Source organism: Ramlibacter sp. (assembly GCF_035554825.1).
Lineage (GTDB): Bacteria > Pseudomonadota > Gammaproteobacteria > Burkholderiales > Burkholderiaceae_C > Ramlibacter.
The window spans coordinates 19,871-40,032 of the sequence record NZ_DATMHS010000106.1 but is presented as its reverse complement, the minus strand read 5'-3'; the positions used below and the strand labels follow the sequence as shown (position 1 = coordinate 40,032).

Genomic DNA, 20,162 nt, shown 5'->3' with positions numbered 1-20,162 from the left:
GACATCTACAACTGGTGGCTGTGGCGCTTCGACGCCGTGCTGCAACCCGAGACCCGGGCCGCCTACGAGCGGCTGCTGGCGCAGGGCTGGGTCGACGCGACGCGGCGCCTGCAGCCGAACGAGCGCGTGTACACGTTCTGGGTCAACGCCGATGCCTTCCGTCGCAATGCCGGCTTTCGCATGGATTTCCTGCTGCTGAGCCCTTCGCTCGCGGCCAGGCTGGCGGCCGCCGGCGTCGATCGCGAACACCGCGGACGCGACAAGCCCAGCGACCACGCGCCGGTCTGGATCGAGCTCGACCCCGCCGCGCCGCCGGCCTGAGCCGGCCGGCGCCGCGCGTTCACGCCCGCAACGCCCGCGCCGTGTGCTGCAGCCCGGTCACCCGCTGGTCCACGTCGCCCAAGGCCGCCCGCAGCAGCGCGTTGGCCTGGCGCCGCAGTTCCATCGCTTGGGCGGCCGCCCCCGGCAGCGCATCGCCGGCCCTGCGTTCGGCGGCGCGCGCGGCCCGGTCGGCGAGACGCCACAGCTCCAGCGGATCGGGGCGCTCCGGGGCGATCGCGCCGGCGGCGCGGGGGCGGGGAAAAGAGATCTGGCCCACGTCGGCTCCCATCTTGTGGCTGGGCTTGAGCCTAGGCCAGCGCGGCGGCCGGCCCTTGACAAGTCTCAAGCGCAGCGGGCCCGACGCGGCCGGCGTGCGCCGCGCCTGATCCGCGACAAGTGCCGCCCCGTCAGCCGCGCCGGTCGGCAACCGCAGCGGACGCCCTGCGGGCCGCTGCGCTCCCCTAGAATCGGCCGTTTGCCGCCGGCGCCCCAGCGCAGCCGGCGTCCCTGCCGCTTCCCCGATGTCCCTGTACCGCCTGATCGGGCGCTTCCTGCTTCGCCATTGGCGCGCCTATGCCGGCTCCGGCCTGATGCTGGCCGGCATCGCTGTGCTCATCGTGTGGATCCCGCGCCAGGTGGGGCACATGGTCGACGGCCTGGCCGCCAACCGGCTGCACGGCGCGGCGCTGCTGCGCGAACTCGGCTGGCTGCTGGCGGCGGGCGTGGTGGTGTATTTCCTGCGCGTGGGCTGGCGGGTGAAGCTGTACGCCGCCGCGTACCGGCTCGGCGTGGAACTGCGCGAACGGCTCTATGCCCGGCTGGCGGTGCAAGGCGCCGCCTTCTACCAGCAGCAGCGCACCGGCAACCTGATGGCGCTGGCCACCAACGACATCGACGCCGTCGAGATGGCCGCCGGCGAAGCGATGCTGGCCGGCTTCGACGGCACCCTCACGCTGGTGCTGGTGGTGGCGATGATGGCGGTGGGGGTCGACCCGCGGCTGGCCGCCTTCGCCCTGCTGCCCTTTCCGTTCATGGCGCTCAGCTTCTGGTGGATCTCGCGCCATGTGCACGACGCCTCGCGGCTGGCGCTGGAGCGCTTCGGCGCCCTGAACGACCACGTGCAGGAGACCCTGGCCGGTGTGCGCACGGTCCGGGCGCTGGGGCTGCAGGCGCGCAGCGAGCGGCAGTTCTCGGCGCTGGCCGCCGGCGCCGCCGACGCCAGCCTCGACGCGCAGCGCTGGGAGGCGGCGTACGAGCCGGCGGTCGGCTTCACGCTGAGCGCGGCCACGGTGCTGACGCTGGGGGTCGGCGGCTGGCTGGTGTGGCGCAGCGAGCTCACCGTCGGCCAGCTCACCAGCTTCAGCCTGTATCTCGGCCAGCTGATCTGGCCGATGTTCGCCGCCGGCTGGGTGCTGTCGCTGGTGCAGCGCGGCAAGGCGGCCTGGGGCCGGCTGCAGCCGGTGCTCGACGAGCCGCTCGCGGTCGACGACCACGGCGCGGTGCCGCGGGTGGCCCCCGGGCCGCTGCTGGCGGACCGTGTCCGCTTCAGCTATCCCGGCCAGCAGCGCGCCGCCGTCGACGGCGTGACGCTGGCGCTGGCGCCGGGCCGCACGCTGGGGCTCGTGGGGCCGACCGGCGCCGGCAAGTCGACCTTCCTGCGCCTGCTGCTGCGGCATCACGCGCCGCAGGCCGGCCGGGTGCAGTGGAACGGGATCGACCTGCAGGACTACACGCTCGATGCGCTGCGCGCAGCCATCGCCTGGGTGCCGCAGGAGGCCTTCCTGTTTTCGGCCACGGTGGCCGAAAACATCGCGCTGGCGCGGCCCGATGCCACGCGCCAGGAGGTCGAACGGGCGGCCGCGCTGGCGGCCGTGCACGACGACATCCTGCGCCTGCCGCACGGCTACGACACCCCGGTCGGCGAGCGCGGCGTCACCCTGTCGGGCGGCCAGCGGCAGCGGGTCGCGATCGCCCGGGCGCTGCTGGCCGACGCGCCGCTGCTGCTGCTGGACGACGCGCTGTCCGCCGTCGACACCGATACCGAGGCCCGCATCCTGGCCCACCTGCGGGCAGCCCGGGTCGGCCGCACGGTGATCATCGTCACCCACCGGCTCAGCGCGGTCGCCGACGCCGACCACATCGTCGTGCTGCGCGAGGGCCACGCCGCGGAACAGGGCACGCACGCCCAGCTGCTGGCGCACAACGGCTGGTACGCGCGGCAATGGCGCTACCAGCAACTGGAAGCGAGCCTCGATGCCAGCTGATTCCGTCGTCACCGCCGGTCTGCCGCCCCCTCCCGCCGGCCGCCGCGAACTGTTCGGGGATGCCGTGGCGCTGCTGGTGCGCGCCGCCGCGCCCGAGCGCCGGCACCTGGTGCGCGGCGTCGCCTGGCTGCTGCTGGCCGCCGGCCTGGAAGCGCTGGGGCCGCTGATCGGCAAGTGGCTGATCGACAACTACCTGCTGCCGCGCGACGCCAACCTGCCGGTGATCGGCGGGCTGCTGCTGGGCGCGCTGGCCGCCGGCATGGCCGCCAGCTGGCTGCGCTACCGCCAGCTGACTCGGCTGGCCGGCGTCGCCATGCGCTCGGTGCAGCGGGTGCGCGAAGCGGTGTACCGGCACGTGCTGCGGCTGCCGATGGGGTTCTTCGACCGGGCCATCACCGGCCAGCTGGTCAGCCGCGTCACCAACGACAGCGAGGCCGTGAAGACGCTCTATGTGCAGGTGCTGTTCGTGATGCTGGACAGCCTGATGGTGCTGGCCGGCACCCTGGTCGCCATGCTGTGGCTGGACTGGCGGCTGATGCTGATCGTCGCCACGCTGGTGCCGGCGGTGGCCATCATCGTCACCGCCTACCAGCGGCTCTCGGCCCCGGCCGTGATGCGCACGCGCGAGCTGCGCAGCGACCTGAACGCGCAGGTCGCCGAGAGCATCTCCGGCATGCCCGTGCTGCAGGCCAGCAACGCGACGGCGCGCTTTCGCGACCGCTTCGCCAGGCTGAACGAGGAGCACTACCGCTCGCGCCAGCGCGAGCTGCGCGCCAATGCGTGGCTGCTGCGGCCGTTGCTGGATCTGCTGAACGTGGTGCTGCTGGCCGCCGTGATCGGCGTGTTCGGCCTGCGCGGCAACGGCGGCGCGCTGGGGGCGCTGGAAGTCGGGATCCTGTACGCCTTCATGAACTACATCTCGCGCGTGGTGGAGCCGCTCACCCAGATCACCATGCAGTTCTCCCAGCTGCAGCAGGCGATGGTGGGGGCTGCCCGGGTGCAGGTGCTGCTGCGCGAAGCGCAGACGCCGGTGGCGGCCGACCGGGGCCAGGTACGCGACGGCGCGATCGCGATCGAGCACCTCGATTTCGCCTACCAGCCGGGCCGGCCGGTGCTGCACGACCTCGAGCTGCAGATCCCGGCCGGCAGCTTCCACGGCATCGTCGGCCACACCGGCAGCGGCAAGACGACGCTGCTGTCGCTGCTGCTGCGCTTCTACCCGGCGCCGGCCGGCGCCATCCGCATCGACGGGGTGCCGGTGGAGGCGATCGGCGAGGACCACTTCCGCGCCAGCATCGGGGTGGTGCCGCAGGAGCCGTTCCTGCTGGCGGCCAGCGCGCGCGAGAACATCGCGATGGGCCGCGACCTGACCCAGGCGCAGATCGAGGCCGCCGCCCGCGCCGCCCACGCGCACGACTTCATCGCGGCGCTGGAGGACGGTTACGACACCCAGCTGGGCGAAGGCGGCGCCCGCCTGTCGGTCGGCCAGAAGCAGCTGCTGGCGATCGCGCGGGCGCTGGCCGGCGCGCCGCGCATCCTGTTCCTGGACGAGGCCACTTCACACATCGATTCGGAAACCGAGCAGGTGGTGCAGCGGGCGCTCTCGGCGCTGCGCGGCCGGGTCACCATCGTCGCCATCGCGCACCGGCTGTCCACGGTGCGCGACGCCGACCGGATCGTGGTCCTCAACCACGGCCGCATCGCCGAGCGCGGAACCCATGGGCAGCTGATGGCCATCGCCGGCGGCCTGTACCAGCGCCTGTACCTGCTGCAGCAGCTGGAGAGCGCCGCCGAGGAAGACGGCGACGGGTCGCCGCACTAGCGGGGCGCGGCGGGCGCCAGCGGCTGCACGCAGGTCCAGCCCGAGGCCGCGAACGACCGCACCATCACCCCGCCCTGCCGCTCGCACTGCCTGCTGACCACCATGGCATAGGCCGCGACGGCCAGGATCACCGCGGCAAAGCCGCCGGCAGCCGCCCAGAGCCAGAATCTCTCGCTCATGATCGCTCCTTTGCCGCAGCCCGGTGCGGCACGCGCCGCGGCCCGCTCGGCCGCTGCGAGCGATCCCCTTATCCCACCCGGCGCGGGCCCGCGGTTTGTCCTGGCGCAAACAGGCGCGCGCCGTCGCGGGCCGGAACGCCCGCCCCGGCTAGCGGTAGAAGGCCTCGACCTTGCCCTTGAGCTTGATCATCAGCGGGTGGCCCTTGCGGTCGAGCGTCTTGCCGGCCGGCACCTTCACCCAGCCTTCGCTGATGCAGTACTCCTCCACGTCCGACCGCTCCTGGCCGTTCAGGCGGATGCCGACGTCGTGCTCGAACACGGCGGGCACGTGGTGCGGGCTGCGCGGGTCGATCGAGAGATGGTCGGGCAGCGGGGGGCGTTGGGCGTTGTCTTCCATGGGCGCTATTGTGCAGATCGGCGCCGCCCGGGTGGAAACCAGCGTGACGCGCGGGCGCGCCGGCGTATAGTTTGCCGGCAGCCGGGGCCCACCGGCCGCGCGCGTGCCGGCAGTCGGTGGCCGCGCGACAACAAAAGGACGACAAACCATGACACTCATCCGCATCGCCCGGCTCGCCGGCCTGGCGCTCTCCCTGGCCTGCGCCGCCGCGGTCGCCCAGACGCCGGCCGCCGGCCACTGGCCCACCAAGCCGATCAAGTGGATCGTTCCCTACCCGCCGGGCGGCATCACCGACAACGCCACCCGCATGGTGCTGCAGAAGGTGCAGGAGCAGGCCGGCTGGCAGATCGTGGTCGAGAACAAGCCCGGGGCCAACTCGCTGCTGGGGGCCGACCTGGCGGCCAAGGCGGCGCCCGACGGCTACACCTTCCTCACCGTGATCGCGGCCCACGCGTCCAACGCGACGCTGTACGCCGGCCGCATGCCGTTCGATCCGGTCAAGAGCTTCGCGCCGGTGTCGCTGGTGGGGATCGCGCCGCTGATCATGACCGCCACCAACAACCTGCCGGCCAAGGACGTGAAGGAACTGATCGCCTACGCCAAGGCCAATCCCGGCAAGATCTCCTTCGGCTCCTCGGGCGTCGGCGCCGCGGCGCACCTCACCACCGAGCTGTTCAAGCAGACCGCCGGGGTGGACATGGTGCACGTGCCGTACAAGGGCACGGCGCCCGCGCTGCAGGACCTGATCGGCGGCAACCTGCAGATCCTGGTCGACACGCCCAGCTCGCTGATGCCGCACGTGCGCGGCGGCAAGATCAAGGCCCTGGGCATGTTCTCGGCCAAGCGCCTGCCCGGCGCCGCCGAGGTGCCGACCATCGCCGAGGCCGGCGGCCCCGCGCTGCAGTCTTCGACCTGGGTGATGTTCCTGGCGCCGTCGGGCGTGCCGCGCGACATCGTCAACCGCATGAACGCCGAAGTCGCCAAGGCGGTCGCCTCGCCCGACATCCAGAAGAAGTTCGAAGCGCTGGGCATCGAGCCGTCCGGCAACTCGCCCGAGCAGGCGGCCAAATTCCTGGACGAGGAAATCGCCAAGTGGCGCAAGGTGATCACCACGGCCGGCGTGAAGGCCGAGTGAGCGGGCGGCGGGAGCGCACACCATGCACGACGAAATCGGCGCACTGCGGCAGGAGGTCGAGCACCTCATCGCCATGAACACGGCCTCCTACGTCGTCATCACGTCGCTGGTGGCGACGCACCCCAACCCGCAGCAGCTGCAGCTGCATCTGGTGGCCGCGCTCGAGGGGGTGCTCGGCTCCGAGCGGCTGGCCCGCTGGAGCGACGACCAGAAGGGCATCGTGCGCAGCGTGGTGGAAACCTTCCAGCACGTGCGGCCGGCCCCGATCATGGACCCGCTCGCCAGCGCGCTGGGCGAGCGCGATCCGAGGCAGGCCGGCCGGCCGTGAAGCCGCGCCTCAGCGGCGCTTGAGCTCGTTCTTGTGCTGGATGATGCTGCCCACCAGCCCGTACTCGATCGCCTCTTCCGCCGACAGCCAGCGGTCGCGCTCGATGTCGGCCAGCACGGTGTCCAGCGGCTTGCCGGTCTCGCGCGAGATGGTCCTGGCGATCCGCTCGCGGGCCTTGATGATCTCCTGCGCGTGAATCGCGATGTCGCTGGCCGGCCCGCCGGCGCCGCCAGACGGCTGGTGGATCAGGAAGCGGGTGTTGGGCAGGCAGAAGCGGCGTTCCTTGGGCACCGCCAGGTACAGGTGGGTCGCGGCGCTGCCCACCCAGCCGGTGCCGATCATGTTCACCGGCGCCGAGATGAAGCGGATGATGTCGTGGATCGCGTCGCCCGATTCCAGGTGGCCGCCGGGCGAGCTGACCAGCAGGTCGATCGGCGCCGAACTGTCGGCGTCCAGCGCGATCAGCCGCCGCGCGATGTCGCCGGCCGACGCATCGGTGATCTCGCCGAACAGCAGGACGGTGCGCGACTTGAACGCCTTTTCCTCGAGGAAGGAATTGCGCGGCTCGGCCGTGGCGGGCGCCGCGGGTGTTTCGTGTTGGGGATGCTCCATGGTCACTCCTTGTGCAGGCGCACATGATGCACCATGCGCGGCCGCGGCGCCGGCGGGCGTGGCTCAGCCCGGCCCGGCCGTCGCGGCGTCGCCGGCCGCCAGCGGCAGGAACACGGTGAACGTCGACCCCTGCCCGAGCTGGCTGCGCACTTCGATGCGGCCGCCGTGCGCCTGCACGATCTGGCGCGCGATGAACAGGCCCAGTCCCAGGCCCGGCGCCTGGTCCGCGCCTTCCGCGCGTTCGAACTGCTCGAAGATGCGCTGCTGGTCCTCGGGGCCGATGCCCATCCCGCGATCGGTCACGGCCAGCACGGCCAGGCCGTCCTGCTGCGTCAGCCGCACCTCGATCGGCTGGCCGCCGCCATAGCGGAAGGCGTTGGTCAGCAGGTTGCTCAGCACCTGCTCGATGCGGAACTCGTCGCAGGCCACCGTCACGGGCGCGGCGGCGGCCTCCAGCGTCACGCGCGAGCCGCTCGCCGCCGCCTGCTCGCCGAAGCTGTCGACCACGCGCGCCACCAGCGCCCGCAGGTCGCACGGCTGCGGCACGATCGCCAGGCGCCCGGTGCGCAGCCGCGACACGTCGAGCATGTCGTCGATCAGGCGGATCATGCTGCGGATCTGGCGCTCGTCGCGCTCCACGATCTTGCCGAGCGACTGCGCATCCACCTGGCCGCGCTCCAGCGCCTTGCGCCGCAGCTGCGCCTGCAGGAACAGCGTGTTGAGCGGCGTGCGCAGCTCGTGCGACACCATCGACATGAAGTCGTCGCGCATCCGCACCGCCCGTTCGAGCTCGCCATGGGCCTGCTGCAGCGCCGCCCGCTGGCGCGAGAGCTCGACGAACACGTTGACCTTGCTGCGCACCGTGTGCGGATCCAGCGGCTTGTGCATGAAGTCCACGGCGCCGGTCTCGTAGCCGCGGAAGGCATAGTTCGACTCGCGGCCGGCCGCGCTCACCAGGATGATGGGGATGCGCCGGGTGCGCTCGGTGCTGCGCATGGCCTCGGCCAGCTCGAAGCCGCTCATGCCGGGCATCTGCACGTCCAGGATCGCCAGCGAAAACTCGTGGTCGAGCAGCAGCGACAGCGCCTCCTCGCCGGACGTGGCGCAGAACACCTCGCGCCCTTCGCCCCGCACCAGGGCTTCCAGGGCGACCAGGTTCTCCGGCTGGTCGTCGACCAGCAGCAGTTTCACCGGGGCCAGCGCCGCGCTCATCGCCGCGCTCCCAGCCGCTGCAGCAGCACCGCGAGCTGCGCCAGCGGCAGCACCAGTTGCGGATTGGCGCGGGTGACGGCGGCCATCGGCATGATCCGATGCAGCGCTTCCTGCGGCGCCTGGACGGCGGCCAGCCCGCCGCGGGCGCGGATGCGGGTCAGGCCGCGCGCGCCGTCCTCGCTGGCGCCGGTCAGCACCAGGCCGGCCAGGCGCGGCCCGTAGGCATCGGCGCACGACTCCATCAGCACGTCGATGGACGGCCGCGAGAACAGCACCGGCGGGTCGCAGCTGAGCGAGAACGTGCGGTCAGGCTCCACCAGCAGGTGATAGCCGTTGGGCGCGAAAAAGACCGTGCCGGGCGTCACCGGCGCGTGGGCGGCCGCCTCGCGCACCGGCAGCGCCAGCCGCGGCGCGAACACCTCGGCCAGCCGGCTGTCGCGGGCCTCGGGCACGTGCACCAGCGCGACGATCGCCAGCGGGTAGCCGGCCGGGACGGCCTCCAGCAGCGTCAGCAGCGCGTCGATGCCGCCGGCGGACGCGCCGATGACCACCGCGTCGGCGTCCCACCGGAAGTCGTCGGGCAGCTCGTGCATCATGCCGGCACCTGCCGCTTGCGGAAGATCCGCTCGGACTTGGCGACCGGCTCGAAGCGGTCGCCGTAGGCCGAGAACTCGAGCGTTTCCTTGGTGCCCAGTCCGACGAAGCCGCGATGCGTCAGCGACTCGTGGAACAGGCCCAGCGCCCGGTCCTGCAGCTTCCGGTTGAAGTAGATCAGCACGTTGCGGCACGAGATGAAGTGGGTTTCGGCGAACACATTGTCGGTCGCCAGGCTGTGGTCGGCGAAGGTGATGCTGTCGCGCAGGCGCTTGTCAAACAGCGCCCCGCCGTAGGCCGCTGTGTAGTAGTCGGAAAAGCTGCGCTGGCCGCCGGCCTGCTGGTAGTTGCGGGTGAAGCCGCGCAACTGCTCCAGCGGGTAGATGCCCTGCCGGGCGCGCTCCAGCGAGGCATGGTTGATGTCGGTCGCATACACGATCGCACGCTCGAGCAGGCCCTCCTCCGCGAACAGGATCGCGATCGAGTAGGCCTCCTCGCCGGTGCTGCAGCCGGCGATCCAGACCTTGACCGAGGGATAGGTCAGCAGCACCGGCACCACGTGCCGCCGCAGCGCCAGGAAGTAGCGCGGGTCGCGGAACATCTCGCTGACCGGCACCGTGAGGTATTGCAGCAGCTGGTCGAGCGCGCCGGGCTCGTGCAGGATCCGCTCCTGCAGCGCCGACAGCGTGCGCGCGCCCATCTGGCGCTGCGCATAGAGCAGCCGGCGCTTGAGCGAGGCCGGCGAGTAGTCGCGGAAGTCGTGGCCCCAGCGCTGGTACACCGCCTCCACGACCAGCCGGATTTCGATCTCCTCGACGGCGTCCGCGCTCATTCAGATGCGCTCCAGCTTGGGCATCCACACCCGCAGCAGCGAGAACAGCCGCTCCAGCTCGATCGGCTTGGCCAGGTAGTCGTTGGCGCCCGCGGCGAGGCACTTCTGCTGGTCCTCCTTCATCGCCTTGGCCGTCACCGCGATGATCGGCAGCCGCTGCCACTTCGGATTTCGGCGGATTTCCTGCATCGCGGCGAAGCCGTCCATCACCGGCATCATGATGTCCATCAGCACCAGGTCGACATTGTCGTCCTGCGCCAGCCGCTCCAGGGCCTCGCGGCCGTTGCGCGCCACCAGCACCTGGGCGCCCTTTTGCTCCAGCGCGCTGGTGAGCGCGAAGATGTTGCGCACGTCGTCGTCGACCACCAGGATGCGGCGCGCCTCGAATGCCTTGTCGCGGTTGCGCGCGGCCCGCAGCATGCGCTGGCGATCCGTGGACAGCTGGCTCTCCACCCGGTGCAGGAACAGCGTCACCTCGTCGAGCAGGCGCTCGGGCGAGCGGGCCCCCTTGATGATGATCGAGCGCGAATAGCGCAGCAGCTCGGCCTCCTCGTCGTGCGTGAGGTTGCGCCCGGTGTAGACGATCACGGGCGGGAAGGAGCGGCTTTCGCCGGCGGCGATGCGCTGCAGCAGCTCCTGCCCGCTCATGTCGGGCAGCTTGAGGTCGGTGATCATGCAGTCGAACACGCCGTCGGCCAGCGCCTGCAGCGCCTGCCGCCCCTCGGCCACCGCCGTGATCTCGACGTCGGCATCGCCGATCAGGTGCGACACGCTTTCCCGCTGGCGTGGATCGTCCTCCACCAGCAGCACGCGCTTGACCTTGCGACTGAGCCTGTCCTCCAGCCTCTGGAACACGCCGCGCAACTCGTCGCGGCTGGCCGGCTTGCGGGCATACCCCACCGCGCCCATCTGCAGCGCCGTCTCGGCCAGGTCCTCCACCGAGATCACGTGGACCGGAATGTGGCGGGTGGCGGGCTCCTCCTTGAGGTGCTGCAGCACCGACAGGCCGCTGCCGTCGGGCAGCCGCATGTCCAGCAGCACCGCGTCGGGCAGCAGGCGGGCCGCCAGTTCGCAGCCCTCGTGCGCCTGGTGCGCGACCAGGCAGCGGTAGCCCAGTTCATGGGCGAGGTCGAACAGGATCTGCGCGAAGGCCACATCGTCCTCCACCACCAGCACCGTGCGGCGGCCGGCTGCCTCCTGCTCGCGATCGTCGGCGAACGGCGGTGGCGCCGGGCGCGGCGCCGCGGTGGCGGCGGCCGGCGGCGGGGGCGGCGGCGCGGCCGCGATGGCGCGCTGTGCGATGGCCGGCGCGGCGGCGGCCGCCCGCGGCGCGTACTGCAGCGGCAGGGTCAAGGTGAAGCAGCTGCCGCGCCCCGGCTCGCTCGCCAGCGTGATCTCGCCGCCGAGCAGCCGCGCGAGGTCGCGCGAGATCGACAGGCCCAGGCCGGTGCCGCCGTGGCGCCGGCTGGCCGTGCCGTCGGCCTGGCGGAAGGCCTCGAAGATCAGCTCCTGCTGCGTCGGCTCGATGCCGATGCCGGTGTCGCGGACCTCGAACGCGACCGCCGATGCGCCCTGCGGCGCGACCCGCAGCGCCACGCTGCCCTGGTCGGTGAACTTGAGCGCGTTGGCCAGCAGGTTCTTCAGGATCTGCTCCAGGCGCTGCGGGTCGGTCACGATGGTGGCGGGCGCAGCGTCCGCCACCAGCACCTCGAGGCCGAGGCCCTTGCCGGCGGCCACCGGCTCGAACATGGCCTTCAGCGCGCCGGCCAGCGGCGCCAGCGGCGTGGGCTGCGGCCGCACTTCCAGCTTGCCGGCCTCCACTTTCGCGATGTCGAGGATGTCGTTGATCAACGCCAGCAGGTCGTTGCCGGCGGAGTGGATGGACTGCGCGAACTTCACCTGCTCGGCGCTGAGGTTGCCCTGGGCGTTGTCGGCGAGCAGCCGCGCCAGGATCAGCGAGCTGTTCAGGGGCGTGCGCAGCTCGTGCGACATGTTGGCCAGGAACTCCGACTTGTACTGGCTGGCCCGCTCCAGTTCCGCCGCGCGCTGCTGCAGCTGCTGCTGCGCCTCCTGCAGCGCATCGCGCTGTTCCTCGACCCGCTGGGCGAACGCGGACAGCTGCACGTTGGTCTGTTCCAGCTCGGCCTGCTGGCTCTCCAGGTTGGCCTGCGATTCGCGCAGCGCCCGCGACTGCTCCTCCAGCTCCTCGTTGGCGGTGCGCAGCTCCTCCTGCTGCACCTGCAGCCGTTCGTTGAGCGCCTGCGTCTGCTGCAGCATGGCCTGCTGGCGCTGGCGAAATCGCGCCGCCTCGATCGAGCTGCCGAGCAGGGTCGACGCGCGCTCGACCAGTTCGACGTCGCGCTCGGCCAGCGGCCGCATCAGCCCCAGTTCCACCACGCCGTTGACCTGGCCTTCGTGGATGATGGGCGCCACCAGCACCGCGGCCGGCGGGCCGTCGGCCACCCCGGTGCTCACCCGCAGATAGCCGCTGGGCACCGAGTCCAGACGCACCGCGCGGCGGGCGGCCACGACCTCGCTGACCAGGTTCTCGCCCGGCCCGAGCCGTTCGCGCCGCTGGTCGTGGTCGGGCGCGAACCCGTAGGAGGCCACGCGGTGCGCGACGCCCTGCTCGTCGACGACGTACAGCGCGCCGACGACGCTGCCGAGGTAGGCTGCCATGAAGTCGAGTGCCCGGCGCCCGACGCCGGGCAGGTCGAGCCGGCCCACGAGCACCTGGGCCATCTGGTTCTGGCCCTCGCGCAGCCACGCCTGGGCCTGCAGGTAGCCGGTGTGCTCGGCCTGTTGCCGCAACGCCGTCGCGTAGCGGTCCGACAGCGCCACCAGGTCGCGCCGCCCCAGCAGTGCCAGCCCGCCCTTCATGCCCAGCAACACCACCACGTACGCGATCGTCAGCACGATGCTGGTGTTGCGCGCGCGCTCGTTGCGTTCCTGCAGCACCTGCGCCTCCGCTTGCGCGACGGCGCTGAATTCGGTGCGGATCGCGTCGGCCAGCCGCTTGCCGTCGCCGCGGGCGACGCGCTCGGCGGCCGCCGCCGGATCGGTGCCGCGCAGCGTGATGGTGTCCTGGGCGAAGCGCAGCCACTCCGCGTACAGGGCCGCGACGCGCCGCAGCCGCGGTTCCTGGCTGGTGTCTTCGCCCAGCAACTGGCGCAGCCCTTCGAGCTCGGCGCGGAAGCGCGGCAGCGCCTGGTCGTAGGCTTCGAGAAAGCGGCGGTCCCCGCTGATCACGAAACCGCGCATGCCGGTCTCGCCTTCGGCGGCCAGCCGCCCCAGCTCGGAGGTTTGCGCCAGCGACCGCTGCACCTGCTCCACCGCCCGCAGGTTGCCCAGCAGGTAGACCACGAGCAGCACGAAGAGAATGGCGCTGAGCACGCCGGTGCCCAGCGGCACCGTGACATTGCGGCGGAGGATCAATTCGAACTGGCGCTGGTCGGTCTGGACACCGGGCATGGGAGGACTCGTCGTTGCGACAAACCGATGAGTGTGCCCGAGAGCGAACGGTAGAGCAGCGCCGAATACACTCGGACTGGTGAGCACAGCGGACCTGATCGCCATCGCCGAGTACTGGGCCTACCGCGCGGGTGGCTACGTGCTGTTGAACCTGGTGGACGATCCGGCCTGGCTGGCGCTGATCTTCTGCTGAACCCGAACCGGCCGGGCGCGCGCGCTCAATCCTTGGCGGCGCGCCCCAGCAGTTCGTCGAGCTTGGCGGCCAGCTGGTCGAAGTCGACCGGCGCCACGAAATAGGCGTCCGCCCCCGCGTGTTTGCCCGCCGCCTGGTCGGCTTCGGCCACGTACACGGACGACACGTTGACGATCGGCAGCGCCGCGGTGGCCGGCTTGGACCGCAGCAGGCGGCACACCTCCAGCCCATGCAGGTCCGGCAGATGCACGTCGAGCACGACGGCCGACGCGTAGCCGGCCAGTTCGAGCGCCGCCGCGCCCGAGCGCGCCTCGACGGTGTTGAAGCCGGCCGCGCGCAGGGCGCGGGCAGTGGCGTACCTCGCGGCGGAGAGATCGTCCACCACCAGCACCGTAAAGTCCGCGCGGGTAATCATTTCGGACGAGATTATCGCTGTTCGGCCGGCTCTTTGTTACAACCAGCCCGGCGCCGCAAGGGCACAGCGCTGCCACCGGCGGCGCCGGCGCCACAGCTTCAACGCGCGGCGCCCGGCGCCGCCGCGTCAGCGCGCGACGACCGGCGCGCCATCGGCATTCACGCGCACCGTGGCACCGGGGGCCGACGCCATCTGCACGCGGTGCTCGACGCCGCGCCAGGCGTAGGTGACCTCCCAGTACGCCGGCTTGGCGTCGGACACGGTGCGGCAGCGCTGCACGTCGCGATCGGCGTAGGTCACGCCACCGGGCCCGCGATTGACGTTGGCGCCGATCGCCGCGCCGGCGATCGCCCCGCCGGCGGTGGCGATGTCCTTGCCGCTGCCGCCGCCGATCTGGTGGCCCAGCACGCCGCCCACGATGCCGCCGACGATCGCGCCGCCGATGTTCGGCTCGCCGCCGCGCGGTTGCGCCACCTGCTCGCGCTCGATCCAGCAGCGCTGGCTGGGCGGGCCGACGACCGCTCGCGCGGCCGTGACCGGCACGTCGTAGAACGCCGGACGCGGCTCGGGCATGGGCGGCGGCGGCACGTAGACGGGCGCCGGCGCCGGCACGTACAGCGGCCGCGGCGGCTCGTACGACGGCACCACTGCCAGGGGTGGCGGCGCGCGGTCGCCACCGATGTCCTGCCCGTGCTCGATCCGCCGCACCGACGAGATGCGGTTGTTCATGCCCATCTCGCGCAGCGACGCGTACTGGCCGCGCCGCAGCACCACGCAGCGGCCCTCGAAGCGTGCGCCCTCGCAGACTTCCCAGCGGCCGCGGTCGATCACGATCGAGGACGCGCGGTCGTCGAAGCCCGCGCGGCCGAGGTTCCACACGCGCTCGTCGGTGCTGAAGGCCCGGCCGTGGAAGCCCTCCCCTTCGTACAAGGTGATCTGGGCCGCCGCGTGCGTGGCGATGGCGAGTCCGCCGGCGGCCAGCACGGCCTGGAGGGTGCGATTCATTCGGTTGCTCCTGTTGTTGGCCGGCCAGCCGCATGCCTGCCCGGTGTCCTTCCAACGTGCCGCGCCGGGGCCGCGCCGACGGCTGGCGGGTAACGCCAGATGAAGTTCTGTGAAGCTCAGCAGCAAGTTGTTGCGCGATTGGCGCCGAAGCCGCGCCGCGTCTTGCGCTGGCGCAAAGACACGACGGGCGTGGCCGGCGGTAGCATGGCACTCAGGACCAGGCAGGTGCTGATGGACTTCTCGGCTGCCCCCTCGAACGCGACCGGCGACGCCATGCGGCGTCGCATCGTGCGGGCCGCGCTGCGGCTGGCCGAAGCTGCCGGCAGCTGGGACGCCGTGCACGTGCACGCGGTGGCCGCCGAAGCCGGGGTCACCATGGCGCAGTTGCGCGAGCAGTTCGCGCACAAGGACGCGATCGGCGAGGGCCTGTTCGACATCGCCGACGCCGAATTGCTCGCGTGCAGCGACGAAGTCGGCTGGAGTCACCTGCCGTACCGCGAGCGCCTGGAGCGCGCCATCCTGCGCTGGCTGGATGCGCTGACGCCGCACCGCCGGCTGGTCGGCGAGCTGCTGCGCTACAAGCTGCATCCTGAGCACGTCCACCTGCAGGTGCTGGGCGTGGCCCGCATCAGCCGCACCGTGCAGTGGATCCGCGAAGTGGCGATGTTGCCTTCGGTCGGCTGGCGCCGCGAACTGGAGGAAGCCGCGCTCACGAGCATCTATCTCGCCACCTTCGCGTGCTGGCTGACCGACGGCTCGCTCGGCGCGCATCGCACGCGCACCTTGCTGCACCGGCTGCTGGCGAGCGGCGAAGGCGCCGCCAGGCGGTTCGGATTCGCGCCGCCCCGCTAGGGGGAAGCGGCCATGCTGTGGCGTGTCGCGCTGTTGCTCACGGCCGCGCTCCTGATCGGCACCGCCATCGGCGTGGTCATGGAACACGGGCGGCTGGCGTTCTGGCTGATGGCGGCGGCCGGGTTCCTCGGCTCCTGGGGCTTGTGTCCGCTGTCGCGGCCGCTGCTCAAGCGCCACCGCGACCTGGCCGCCGGCGCCGAGCGCGCACCCGAGGATGCGGGCGATGACCCGACGCCCTGAGTGCCAGCCGCGCGGCCGGCCTCCGCATCGGAGCGCATGAAAAAGCCCCCTTCAGCTTGCCTGCTGGAGGGGGCATCGAAGACCGCCCTTGGATGGCGGCCAATCCCTTGGAGAACCGCCTCCATCATGCGCCTGGCGGCACCGCCCGCGTTGAGAAAGGTCAACGGCGGCGCGGGCTTTGCAACCGGATGTGAAGGCGGGTCCCGTTTGGCGCCGGCACCGGCCGGCCGCAGAATGCGAGGCCACGCACTTCCTCACCGGAGCCGCCATGACGTACCAATTGCACTACTGGCCCTCGATCCAGGGCCGCGGCGAATTCGTGCGGCTGGCGCTGGAAGCGGCCGGCGCGCCGTACGTCGACGTGGCACGCGGCGACCCGGCCCAGGGGCGCGGCCTGGCGGCGATGGAGCACTACCTCTCGTCGCCCTCGGTGCGGCGCCCGCCGTTCGCCGCGCCGTTCCTGGTCGACGGCAAGCGCGTGATCGGCCAGACGGCGGCGATCCTGCAGTACCTCGGCCCGCGCCTGAACCTGGTCGGCGCGAGCGAGGCCGATCGCCTCTGGACGCACCAGATCCAGCTCACCATCGCCGACTTGGTGGCCGAGGTGCACGACACGCACCATCCGGTCGGCGCCAGCCTGTACTACGAGGACCAACAGCCCGAGGCGCTGCGCCGCGCCGGGGAATTCCGTGCCGAGCGCCTGCCCAAGTTCCTGGCCTGGTTCGAAGCGATCCTGCAGCGCAACCCGGGCAATGCGAGCGCCTCCGTGCCGCGCCTGGTGGGCCGGCGCCTGAGCTACGCCGACCTGTCGCTGTTCCAGATCGTCGAGGGCCTGCGCTATGCGATGCCCAAAGCCACGCGCCGGGCGCTGGGCAAGGCGCCCCTGGTGGTGGCGCTGCACGACGGCGTGACGGCGCATCGGCGCCTGCGCCCGTATCTGGAGAGCGAGCGGCGCCTGCCCTTCAGCGAGGAAGGGATCTTTCGGCACTACCCGCCGCTCGATGCCTGACTCGCCCGCCTATTCGGGTTCGATCCCGGCCGCCTTGATGATGCGGCCCCACTTCTGCGATTCGGCGGCCTGGAACTTCGCCAGGCCGTCGGGCGTGCTGGTCGCGATCTCGCCGCTGGTGTTGTTCTGGAAGGCCTGGACGGCGGGCGCCGCGGAGACCTTGAGCAGCATCTCGTTGAGCCTGCCGACGACGGCGGCCGGCGCGTTCGGCGGCAGGTACACCGCCGTCCAATAGGACATGTCGTAGCCCTTCACGCCGGCTTCTTCGACGGTGGGCAGGTTGGGCGCCGCCGCCAGCCGCCTGGTGCCGCTGACGGCCAGCGCGCGCAGCTTGCCGCCGTTGACCTGCGGCAAGGCGGTCGGCGCATCGGCGAACATGAAGTCGACCTGGCCCCCGATCAGGTCGGTGATCGCCATCGGGTTGCTCTTGTAAGGGACGTTGGTCACTTCGATGCCGGCCATCTGCTTGAGCATTTCGCTGGCCACCCGGCTGGACGAGCTGCCGCTGCCGAAATTCATCTTGCCCGGCTGCTTCTTGGCGGCCGCGACCAGGTCGGCCACCGACCGGATCGGCGACGACGGCTGCACCAGCAGCAGCATGTGCCCCTTGGACAGCAGCGCCACCGGCGTGAAGTCCTTGACCGGGTCGTAGGGCAGCTTCCGGAACAGGTGCTCGTTGGCGGCGTGGGTGGTGTTGGTCGTCATCAGGATCGTGTAGCCGTCCGGGGCGGCCTTGGCGACGTACTGCGAGGCGATGAAGCCGCTGGCGCCGGCCTTGTCGTCGACCACCACCGGGATCTTGTATTCGGCGGTGATCGCCTGCGCGAACGCGCGCGCCTGCTGGTCGGTGCCGCTGCCGGCCGCGAACGGCACGACGATCGTGATCGGCTTGCTCGGGTAGGGCTGCGCCTGCGCCGGCAGGCTGGTGGCGGCGGCCGCGGCCGCCAGCAGCCCACCGAGGGCAAGGGAAAAGGCTGGGCGCATGTTCATGTCTCCTGTGATGAATGTTCGTGCCATGCCGTCAGCGGCGAAAGCGCGTGAGCGTGCCCCCGCGCATCAATTTGCCGGGCAGCTGGTGGCCAACGATGCGCTCGGCCAGGTGGGCGCATTCGACCATCGCGTCCAGATCGAGGCCGGTCGCGACGCCCATCTCCTCGCACATGGAGGCGAGGTCCTCGGTGCAGATGTTGCCGGCGGCGCCGGCGTGGCCGGCGAAGGGGCAGCCGCCCAGCCCGGCGCAGGCGCTGTCGAAGGTGTCGACGCCCAGCTGCAGCCCCATCAGCGCGTTGGCCAGCCCGGTGCCGCGGGTGTCGTGCAGGTGCAGGCCCAGCCGCTGCTGCGGCCAGCGCTCGCGCACCGCGCCGATCACCGAGGCCACGGCGTTCGGATTGGCCCAGCCCACCGTGTCGGCCAGCCGCAGCACCGGCACCTGCAGCCCGAATTCGTCCAGCAGCCCGAACAGCTGCGACACCCGCTCGACGACGCGGGCCGGAGGGATCGCGCCTTCGATGTTGCAGCCGAAGGCGGTCATCACGATCGCGCTGTCCACCGGGACGCCGTGCTCGACGCAGAAGGCGAGCAGGCGGCGCTGCTCCTGCAGCGAGCCGGCGGTGTCCTGCCCCTGGTTCCGGATGGAGAACTGCTCCGACGCGCTCAGGCCGACCGCGCCGGCGATGTCCAGCGGCGTCTCCATGGCGCGCTGCATGCCGCGCAGGTTGAGCCACAGCCCGGTGTAGCGCACGCCGTCGCGGCGGCGGATCGCCCGGGCCACGCTTTCGGCATCGGCCATGCCGGGCACGCGCTGCGGGTTGACGAACGAGACGCACTGGATGTGCCGCAGGCCGGTCGTGGCCAGCGCCTCGATGAAGGCGACCTTGTCGGCGCTGGCGATCGGCCCGGGCTCGATCTGGAACCCCTCGCGCGGGCCTTCCTCGTGCAGGTGGACGCGCGCCGGCAGGTCAGACATCGCCGTGCTCCCTGACCGGCGGCAGCCGGTAGTCGGGGTTGTTGGCGCCGAGGCCGGGCGCCACGCCGCGGTGCGCCGGCCGCACGCCGTCGAAGGACACCGGCAGCGCCGTCAGCCGGAAGTCTTCGCCGGGCACGGGCTGCAGCATGCCGAGCGCCTGCACCTGCGGATGCGCCAGCGCCTCCGGCACGCTGTTGACCGGGGCGCACGGCACGCCGGCGGCGTTCAGGCGGGCGAGCCATTGCCCGCGCGTGGCCGAGCGCAGGATCGGCGCCAGCTGCGCCAGCAGCGCCGCCTTGTGGCGCAGCCGCGCCCGGTTGCTGGCGAAGCGTTCGTCGCCGACCCAGTCTTCGCGCCCGACTTCCTGCGCCAGCTTGCCGAACAGGCGGTCGTTGCCGCAGCAGATCAGGAGCGGCTCGTCGGCGGTGTCGAACGCCTCGTACGGCACGAAACTGGGATGTCCCGAGCGGTGGCGCTCCGGCAGCCGGCCCTCGTTGACGTAGGCATCGGACTTCTGCGCCGTCCAGGCCAGCGCCGTCTCCAGCAGCGACGCGTTCACCACGCCGCCGCGACCGGTGCGGGCGCGCCGGTGCAGCAGCGACAACGCGCCGATCACCGCCCACATGCCGGTGCCCTGGTCGCACACCGACGCCGCGGTGCGCATCGGCGGATCGTCCGGGCCGCCGTTGATCGCCGAAAGCCCGCTGAAGGCCTGGATCAGCGGCTCGTAGCCCGGCTGGCCGCTCATCGGGCCGAGGTGGCCGAAGGCCGAGATTTCGCAATAGATCAGCCGCGGGTGGCGCGCGCACAGCGACGGCCCGTCGATGCCCATGGCCGCGACGACGCCGGGCCGCAGGTTGTGAATCAGGATGTCGGCCTCGGCGGCGAGCCGCTCGAACGCCGCCAGCCCGGCCTCGCTCTTGAGGTCGATCGCGACCGACTTCTTGCCGCGGTTGAAGATGTGGAAGCTGAGGGCGTCGCCGTGGCGGAACGCCGGCCCCATGTGGCGCGCGTCGTCGCCGCCTTCGATGCGCTCCAGCTTGACGACCTCGGCGCCGAGGTCGGCGAGGATCGCGCCGGCGAACGGCCCGGAAAGCACCTGGCCCAGTTCCAGGACGCGGACTCCATCCAGGATGGCCTCCATCATGACTCCTTCGAATGCGGGCGTGCAGTGCCCGAGCCACGCATTCTGCGGGGGCCGGCCCGACCTGGGAATCAGAAGAAACGCATAGCGTGGACCGGCTGCGCCCGCCAGGGCGCGGTCCGTGCGACGCGTGCGCCCGCGCCGTGGCGGCTCGAGGCCGCCCTTCGGGCG

21 protein-coding genes are annotated in these 20,162 nt (G+C 71.8%); 8 read left to right on the top strand and 13 right to left on the bottom strand.

Annotated features, from left to right (window positions below):
* Positions 1 to 321: exodeoxyribonuclease III (locus tag VNT59_RS13365; RefSeq protein ID WP_414708387.1), on the top strand; the 321-nt coding region annotated here is incomplete at its 5' end.
* 19 nt (positions 322 to 340) lie between these two features.
* Here the strand turns inward: VNT59_RS13365 and VNT59_RS13360 are convergent.
* The gene (locus tag VNT59_RS13360; protein WP_325498904.1) at positions 341 to 610 is read right to left on the bottom strand and encodes a hypothetical protein; all 270 of its coding nucleotides are present in this window, start codon (positions 608 to 610) and stop codon (positions 341 to 343) included.
* Positions 611 to 842: 232 nt separating this feature from the next.
* Here VNT59_RS13360 and VNT59_RS13355 point away from each other — a divergent pair, with 232 nt between their 5' ends.
* Complete coding sequence (locus VNT59_RS13355; RefSeq protein ID WP_325498903.1) at positions 843 to 2,585, top strand: ABC transporter ATP-binding protein; 1,743 nt, start codon at positions 843 to 845, stop codon at positions 2,583 to 2,585.
* The gene (locus VNT59_RS13350) at positions 2,575 to 4,407 is read left to right on the top strand and encodes an ABC transporter ATP-binding protein (RefSeq protein WP_325498902.1); all 1,833 of its coding nucleotides are present in this window, start codon (positions 2,575 to 2,577) and stop codon (positions 4,405 to 4,407) included. The genes VNT59_RS13355 and VNT59_RS13350 overlap by 11 nt, the downstream gene beginning before the upstream one ends.
* On the opposite strand, the gene VNT59_RS13345 is transcribed toward VNT59_RS13350, so the two are convergent.
* Entirely contained in the window at positions 4,404 to 4,586 is a 183-nt protein-coding gene (locus VNT59_RS13345) for a hypothetical protein (protein WP_325498901.1), read from the bottom strand. The two genes, VNT59_RS13350 and VNT59_RS13345, sit on opposite strands and share 4 nt — an antisense overlap.
* Before the next feature lie 148 nt (positions 4,587 to 4,734).
* Complete coding sequence (locus VNT59_RS13340; RefSeq protein ID WP_325498900.1) at positions 4,735 to 4,983, bottom strand: DUF3297 family protein; 249 nt, start codon at positions 4,981 to 4,983, stop codon at positions 4,735 to 4,737.
* 148 nt (positions 4,984 to 5,131) lie between these two features.
* Between VNT59_RS13340 and VNT59_RS13335 the strand changes: the two genes are divergently transcribed.
* Entirely contained in the window at positions 5,132 to 6,118 is a 987-nt protein-coding gene (locus tag VNT59_RS13335) for a tripartite tricarboxylate transporter substrate binding protein (RefSeq protein WP_325498899.1), read from the top strand.
* Between the two features lie 22 nt (positions 6,119 to 6,140).
* On the top strand, positions 6,141 to 6,446 hold the full coding sequence (locus tag VNT59_RS13330) for a hypothetical protein (protein ID WP_325498898.1): 306 nt from the start codon (positions 6,141 to 6,143) through the stop codon (positions 6,444 to 6,446).
* Between the two features lie 9 nt (positions 6,447 to 6,455).
* Here the strand turns inward: VNT59_RS13330 and VNT59_RS13325 are convergent, their stop codons facing one another.
* From VNT59_RS13325 to VNT59_RS13295, 7 genes are all read right to left on the bottom strand, one after another.
* The gene (locus tag VNT59_RS13325) at positions 6,456 to 7,058 is read right to left on the bottom strand and encodes an ATP-dependent Clp protease proteolytic subunit (RefSeq protein ID WP_325498897.1); all 603 of its coding nucleotides are present in this window, start codon (positions 7,056 to 7,058) and stop codon (positions 6,456 to 6,458) included.
* Between the two features lie 63 nt (positions 7,059 to 7,121).
* Positions 7,122 to 8,270 carry a hybrid sensor histidine kinase/response regulator gene (locus tag VNT59_RS13320; RefSeq protein WP_325498896.1) on the bottom strand — a complete coding sequence of 383 codons (1,149 nt, stop codon included), beginning with the start codon at positions 8,268 to 8,270 and terminating at the stop codon, positions 7,122 to 7,124.
* On the bottom strand, positions 8,267 to 8,866 hold the full coding sequence (locus VNT59_RS13315; RefSeq protein WP_325498895.1) for a chemotaxis protein CheB: 600 nt from the start codon (positions 8,864 to 8,866) through the stop codon (positions 8,267 to 8,269). Before VNT59_RS13315 ends, VNT59_RS13320 begins: the two co-directional genes overlap by 4 nt.
* Positions 8,863 to 9,696, bottom strand: coding sequence for a protein-glutamate O-methyltransferase CheR (locus VNT59_RS13310; protein WP_325498894.1), 834 nt, complete (start codon positions 9,694 to 9,696; stop codon positions 8,863 to 8,865). The genes VNT59_RS13315 and VNT59_RS13310 overlap by 4 nt, the downstream gene beginning before the upstream one ends.
* A complete protein-coding gene (locus tag VNT59_RS13305) occupies positions 9,697 to 13,167 on the bottom strand; it encodes a response regulator (RefSeq protein WP_325498893.1) in 3,471 nt (1,156 codons plus the stop codon).
* 218 nt (positions 13,168 to 13,385) lie between these two features.
* Positions 13,386 to 13,775 carry a response regulator transcription factor gene (locus VNT59_RS13300; RefSeq protein WP_325498892.1) on the bottom strand — a complete coding sequence of 130 codons (390 nt, stop codon included), beginning with the start codon at positions 13,773 to 13,775 and terminating at the stop codon, positions 13,386 to 13,388.
* A 126-nt stretch (positions 13,776 to 13,901) separates the two neighbouring features.
* On the bottom strand, positions 13,902 to 14,780 hold the full coding sequence (locus VNT59_RS13295; RefSeq protein ID WP_325498891.1) for a beta/gamma crystallin-related protein: 879 nt from the start codon (positions 14,778 to 14,780) through the stop codon (positions 13,902 to 13,904).
* 204 nt (positions 14,781 to 14,984) lie between these two features.
* Here VNT59_RS13295 and VNT59_RS13290 point away from each other — a divergent pair, with 204 nt between their 5' ends.
* From VNT59_RS13290 to VNT59_RS13280, 3 genes are all read left to right on the top strand, one after another.
* Positions 14,985 to 15,632 (top strand): hypothetical protein, encoded by a 648-nt coding sequence (locus tag VNT59_RS13290; RefSeq protein ID WP_325498890.1) that lies wholly within the window; start codon positions 14,985 to 14,987, stop codon positions 15,630 to 15,632.
* Between the two features lie 12 nt (positions 15,633 to 15,644).
* Complete coding sequence (locus VNT59_RS13285) at positions 15,645 to 15,872, top strand: hypothetical protein (RefSeq protein ID WP_325498889.1); 228 nt, start codon at positions 15,645 to 15,647, stop codon at positions 15,870 to 15,872.
* 268 nt (positions 15,873 to 16,140) lie between these two features.
* Positions 16,141 to 16,881 (top strand): glutathione S-transferase, encoded by a 741-nt coding sequence (locus VNT59_RS13280; RefSeq protein WP_325498888.1) that lies wholly within the window; start codon positions 16,141 to 16,143, stop codon positions 16,879 to 16,881.
* A 9-nt stretch (positions 16,882 to 16,890) separates the two neighbouring features.
* Here VNT59_RS13280 and VNT59_RS13275 read toward each other — a convergent pair whose 3' ends face one another.
* Genes VNT59_RS13275 through VNT59_RS13265 form a run of 3 tightly spaced genes read right to left on the bottom strand, consistent with a single transcriptional unit; the run spans position 16,891 to position 19,994 of the window.
* A complete protein-coding gene (locus VNT59_RS13275) occupies positions 16,891 to 17,871 on the bottom strand; it encodes a tripartite tricarboxylate transporter substrate binding protein (protein WP_325498887.1) in 981 nt (326 codons plus the stop codon).
* A gap of 31 nt (positions 17,872 to 17,902) precedes the next feature.
* Positions 17,903 to 18,847: a hydroxymethylglutaryl-CoA lyase gene (locus tag VNT59_RS13270; RefSeq protein ID WP_325498886.1), complete on the bottom strand. Its 945-nt coding sequence runs from the start codon at positions 18,845 to 18,847 to the stop codon at positions 17,903 to 17,905.
* Positions 18,840 to 19,994 carry a CoA transferase gene (locus tag VNT59_RS13265; protein WP_325498885.1) on the bottom strand — a complete coding sequence of 385 codons (1,155 nt, stop codon included), beginning with the start codon at positions 19,992 to 19,994 and terminating at the stop codon, positions 18,840 to 18,842. The genes VNT59_RS13270 and VNT59_RS13265 overlap by 8 nt, the downstream gene beginning before the upstream one ends.
* Between the last annotated feature and the right edge of the window lie 168 nt (positions 19,995 to 20,162).

Coding starts and splice junctions, on each gene's coding strand:
- VNT59_RS13355 (WP_325498903.1), top strand. CDS start 843: ATGTCCCTGTACCGCCTGATCGGGCGCTTCCTGCTTCGCCATTGGCGC.
- VNT59_RS13285 (WP_325498889.1), top strand. CDS start 15,645: ATGCTGTGGCGTGTCGCGCTGTTGCTCACGGCCGCGCTCCTGATCGGC.
- VNT59_RS13340 (WP_325498900.1), bottom strand. CDS start 4,983: ATGGAAGACAACGCCCAACGCCCCCCGCTGCCCGACCATCTCTCGATC.
- VNT59_RS13330 (WP_325498898.1), top strand. CDS start 6,141: ATGCACGACGAAATCGGCGCACTGCGGCAGGAGGTCGAGCACCTCATC.
- VNT59_RS13265 (WP_325498885.1), bottom strand. CDS start 19,994: ATGATGGAGGCCATCCTGGATGGAGTCCGCGTCCTGGAACTGGGCCAG.
- VNT59_RS13270 (WP_325498886.1), bottom strand. CDS start 18,847: ATGTCTGACCTGCCGGCGCGCGTCCACCTGCACGAGGAAGGCCCGCGC.
- VNT59_RS13300 (WP_325498892.1), bottom strand. CDS start 13,775: ATGATTACCCGCGCGGACTTTACGGTGCTGGTGGTGGACGATCTCTCC.
- VNT59_RS13290 (WP_325498890.1), top strand. CDS start 14,985: ATGGCACTCAGGACCAGGCAGGTGCTGATGGACTTCTCGGCTGCCCCC.
- VNT59_RS13335 (WP_325498899.1), top strand. CDS start 5,132: ATGACACTCATCCGCATCGCCCGGCTCGCCGGCCTGGCGCTCTCCCTG.
- VNT59_RS13280 (WP_325498888.1), top strand. CDS start 16,141: ATGACGTACCAATTGCACTACTGGCCCTCGATCCAGGGCCGCGGCGAA.
- VNT59_RS13315 (WP_325498895.1), bottom strand. CDS start 8,866: ATGATGCACGAGCTGCCCGACGACTTCCGGTGGGACGCCGACGCGGTG.
- VNT59_RS13275 (WP_325498887.1), bottom strand. CDS start 17,871: ATGAACATGCGCCCAGCCTTTTCCCTTGCCCTCGGTGGGCTGCTGGCG.
- VNT59_RS13310 (WP_325498894.1), bottom strand. CDS start 9,696: ATGAGCGCGGACGCCGTCGAGGAGATCGAAATCCGGCTGGTCGTGGAG.
- VNT59_RS13350 (WP_325498902.1), top strand. CDS start 2,575: ATGCCAGCTGATTCCGTCGTCACCGCCGGTCTGCCGCCCCCTCCCGCC.
- VNT59_RS13345 (WP_325498901.1), bottom strand. CDS start 4,586: ATGAGCGAGAGATTCTGGCTCTGGGCGGCTGCCGGCGGCTTTGCCGCG.
- VNT59_RS13360 (WP_325498904.1), bottom strand. CDS start 610: ATGGGAGCCGACGTGGGCCAGATCTCTTTTCCCCGCCCCCGCGCCGCC.
- VNT59_RS13320 (WP_325498896.1), bottom strand. CDS start 8,270: ATGAGCGCGGCGCTGGCCCCGGTGAAACTGCTGCTGGTCGACGACCAG.
- VNT59_RS13295 (WP_325498891.1), bottom strand. CDS start 14,780: ATGAATCGCACCCTCCAGGCCGTGCTGGCCGCCGGCGGACTCGCCATC.
- VNT59_RS13305 (WP_325498893.1), bottom strand. CDS start 13,167: ATGCCCGGTGTCCAGACCGACCAGCGCCAGTTCGAATTGATCCTCCGC.
- VNT59_RS13325 (WP_325498897.1), bottom strand. CDS start 7,058: ATGGAGCATCCCCAACACGAAACACCCGCGGCGCCCGCCACGGCCGAG.